General features: G+C 70.7%; 3 protein-coding genes. All 3 read right to left on the bottom strand.

Features of this window, described 5'->3' with window-relative positions; translation table 11 throughout:
• Window positions 1–1506, bottom strand: a 1506-nt coding sequence (locus QM624_RS14615; RefSeq protein ID WP_415093060.1) for an FG-GAP repeat protein, incomplete at its 3' end; no start/stop codon positions are given.
• A gap of 325 nt (window positions 1507–1831) precedes the next feature.
• Window positions 1832–2590: an SDR family NAD(P)-dependent oxidoreductase gene (locus tag QM624_RS14620; protein ID WP_415093062.1), complete on the bottom strand. Its 759-nt coding sequence runs from the start codon at window positions 2588–2590 to the stop codon at window positions 1832–1834.
• A partial coding sequence (locus QM624_RS14625) for an ATP-NAD kinase family protein (RefSeq protein ID WP_415093064.1) occupies window positions 2587–3924 on the bottom strand: 1338 nt, incomplete at its 5' end. The genes QM624_RS14620 and QM624_RS14625, both read right to left, overlap by 4 nt.

Raw genomic sequence — 3924 nt, forward strand, 5'->3', positions numbered from 1 at the left:
GCCACCGGCGCCCGGTCGCCAGGCGCGGACCGTGCCGCCGCCGAACGGTACGACGTGCACCAGCCCGGTGGCGTAGGTGGTGTCGGTGGGCGAGCTGATCAGCAGCACCCGCTCGCTCGCACCGAAGACGGTGGCGACCCGCTCGCTGAACCGGTCGTTCTTCCGGGCGCCGCTGAGGAATCCGGCGCTGTCCTGGGTGTAGGTGGTCTCCGAGCTGAGGCTGTCGATCCGGAAGACCTGCACCTGGCCGGCGTCCTCATACCCGTTGACCTTCTCGCCCGGTACTCCGACCGCCAGCCGGGTGCGGGTGTCGCCGAGCCCCGGAGCGATCCAGGCCAGGCTGGCGCCGAACTCGTCGCCGGGCTCACTGGAGTCGGCAACCCCCGCCGTGTCCTGGGTCAGTGAGGAGCCGATGGACATGGTCTGCCCGTTGAAGCTGAACAATTGCACCAGGCCCGCGTTGGCGTCGCTGCCGATGTCCTCACCCGGTGCGCCGACGGCGAGCCGCGAGGTGGAGCCGACCCGGACCACGTCCAGGGTGCTGCCGTACAGGTCGCCCTTCTCAGCCTTGCCGGGGACGCCCGGGGCGTCCTGGCCGATGGCGTAGCTGCTCAACTCGTCGGAGAAATAGATCTCTTCCACGATCGTCACCGCACCGGCGTCGGCCTGGCTGCCGATGTCTTCACGCGGAGCGCCGACGGCGCAATCGACGGTGCTGGTGACGCTGGTGGGGCTGGACAGGTAGCCGCAGGCGACCGAAGCGCCGAACCGGTCTCCGGCTTCCGCGGCGCCCACCACGCCGGGGGTGTCCTGGGTGATCCAGAAGGTTTCCGACCCGCCGTCGTAGGCGGCGCGGACGGCGAGCGCGCCGGCGTCGTTGTGTCCGTTGACGTTGGCGCCGGGTACCCCGATCGCGAGCGCGTAGGCGTCCGGTGCGGGCGTTCCACCCTGGCCGAGATCCTCCACCAGGTCGACGGCGTAGCCGAACTGGTCACCGGCGACGATCGGCTGGCCGAAGCCGGCCTGGGTGTACTGGGTGGAGGCGGCACCGGTGCCCAGCCCGGACGCCGCCCCCCAGATGACCTGGACGTAGCCCGAATCGGCCTGTCCGCTCAGGTCCTCGAACGGGGTGCCGACCACGGCGTCGGTGTAGCCGTCGCAGTTGATGTCGGCGGTCGCGACCGAGTAGCCGAACTGGTCACCGGCCTCGGCGACTCCGGCCACACTCGCTTCGCCCTGCCACAGCACGTCTCGGGCGCCCTCGCCGACCAGCAGATCGGCGTCGCCGTAGAGCACGACTATCCGGCCGGCGCGGGCCTGGCCGTTGACAGTGGCGCCCGGATCGCCGACCAGGGCGTCGGAGCGTCCGTCTCCGTTGAAGTCGGACCGCATCCCGCCGGCGCAGCCGTCCGCGACCGCGTGCGCCTCGGTGGCCAGGCCGAGCGGCGGTAGGGACAGCAGCCCTGCTACGGCGGCCAGCCACAGCCGGCGACCTCGCTGATTCACTCGTGGGTTCTTGTTCATGGTGGCTCCCGTTGTGTGCCCGGGTACGGGCCCGGTGGTTGCCTCCAAGTGGCCGGCGGAGCGGTCGGTGATACCGCGGCTCGGGTCGCCGCGTCCGAATCACCTAGTCAGGCAGCCAATTGGAAGTATCGGAAGGCGATTCCTCAGAGGAGCGGTGCAGCCCACTCCGCGGGGCATAACCCAAGCACCGGAACCAGACCACAGAACAGGGTCTCGACAAGCTCGACCAACGGTGGATCGACGTGGAACGAAAGAACCGTCCCCGCGTACCAGGAGTGGAACGAAAAGAACCGTCCCCGCGTACCGGTCAGGCGATGCCGCCGCCGTCGACGACGAGGGCCGAGCCGGTGACGAAGGAGGCTTCGTCGCTGGCCAGGAAGACCACGGCGGCGGCGATTTCCTCGGGCCGGGCCATCCGGCGCAGGGGGCGGTCGGCGGCGTCCGCGAGGAAGGCGTCCTCGGTCCAGCCGATCTGGGCCGCTTCGGAGCGCAGCATGCCGGTGTCGGTGTCGCCCGGGTTGATCGAGTTGACCCGGATGTTGGCCGGGCCGTGGTCGATCGCCAGGGCGCGGGTCATGTTGACCACGGCACCCTTCGAGGCGCAGTACGGCAGTGCCCGGGCGCCGCCCTTGAGTCCCCAGCCGGAGCCGGTGTTGACGATCGAGCCGCCGCCGGCCGCCTCCAGGTGCGGGATCGCGTACTTGCACATCAGGAAGATCGACCGGACGTTCACCGCGAAGGACAGCTCCCAGTCGGCCAGCGCGGTTTCCACGGCGGTGGTGCGGCGGGCGACGCCGGCGTTGTTGAACACCACATCCAGTCCACCGAACCGGGCGACGACGGCTTCGACGGCGGACGCCACGGCGGCCTCGTCGGAGACGTCCACGCTCAGTGCGATCGCGGTGCCGCCGGAGGAGGTGATCGACTCGGCGACCGCCTGGGCGCCGGCCTCGTCGAGGTCCAGCACCGCGACGGATGCACCTTCGGCGGCGAAGGCGGCGGCGGTGGCTCGTCCGATGCCGCCGGCTCCTCCGGTGACGATGGCGCGCTTTCCTGCCAGTCTCATGATCTGCCCCTTTGATTGGTCGATTGCTTGGTGGTGTGCGAGGTCTGGTCGGCCGAGGCCGCGTCGGCCCGGACGAGTGCGATGTCTTGGGCGCCGGTGCAGATCCGCTGATGCCCGGCGAGTTCGGCGTCCAGTTCGGCGTCGCCGGTGTCGATCAGCAGGGGGCCGCCGATGCCGAGCAGCTTGGTCGTGGTGGCACCGATCAGCAACTTAGGTTCGGCGAGCCGGCGGACCACCGCGGCAGAGAACTGCTGGTTGCCGCGGCCGAGGAGGAAACCCTGCCCGCCGATGCTGGTGATCACCGCGTGACAAGGCGATTCGGTGGTGAAGTCGAGCAGGTCGTTGGCGCTGGCGTCGGCCAGCAGCAGCTGTCCGTCGCGAACCACGTCCACTCCGAGCGGGGTCTTCGCCACCCCCAGTTCGGACGCCAGCGCGGCCATCGTGCTGCCCGGGCCGAGGAAGTAGGTGTGGCCCGGCTGCAGTTTGGCGGCCAGGCCGGCGGCAACGCCGCGGACGGCGTCCGCTTCGGAGGCGGCGGTGGCTGCCTTGCGGGCCTGGGTGCGGCCCCGGACCACCGGGGTGGGTGCGGTGCCGAACAGCGTCGCCTGGACGATGCCGGCGCGGATCTGGTCCTCGCTGATGTCGACGATGTCGCGTTGCTCGATGCTGACCCGGCCGCCCTGGACCACGGCCGCGGCGATGCTGCCGGCCGCCGCCGGGCTGACCGCGAAAACCCCGGAGTACATCTTCACGCCGCACGGGATGCCGAGGATCGGAGTGCCGGCCGGCCGTTGGTCGAGCTTGCCGAGACCTCTGGTGGTGGTGGTTTCGACAAGCTCAACCAACGATCGCTCAGGACCCGTGGTTGCGGGAGTGGTTTCGACGGGCCGTTGGTCGAGCTTGTCGAGACCGCTGGCGGCGGTAGTGATTTCGATAAGCTCAACCACCGGCGGGGGTGGGGGAGCGAGCCCGCGCAAAACATCGCGCGCGGTCCCGTCGCCGCCGGCGAACAGGATCAGCCGGACGCCCTGCCGTACCAGCGCCTCGACTGCGGCCACCGTGTCGTCCGCGGTGCTGGGTGAGCCCGGCTCGTAACAGACCTCCACACGTAAACCCGGGGCGGCGGCGCAGGCGTCCGCGCCCATCGCACCGGCGGCCGTTAGCACCCGGGTGCCTTCGGGCAGGCGCCCCAGGGCCCACACCGTCCGCTCTAGGGCGTGCTCGACGCCGCCCCTGCTGCGGGCCAGTTCCTGGACGGCCGCGCCGTCGCTGCCCTTCAGCCCGGCCGGGCCACCCACGCCGGCGATCGGGTTGTTAAGCAACCCCAGAGCCAC

This window comes from Micropruina sp. (assembly GCF_047606365.1).
GTDB lineage: Bacteria > Actinomycetota > Actinomycetes > Propionibacteriales > Propionibacteriaceae > Micropruina.

What these genes read in the sequence shown, in the direction of transcription:
- QM624_RS14620 (WP_415093062.1), bottom strand. Translation starts at nt 2,590, where the DNA reads ATGAGACTGGCAGGAAAGCGCGCCATCGTCACCGGAGGAGCCGGCGGC.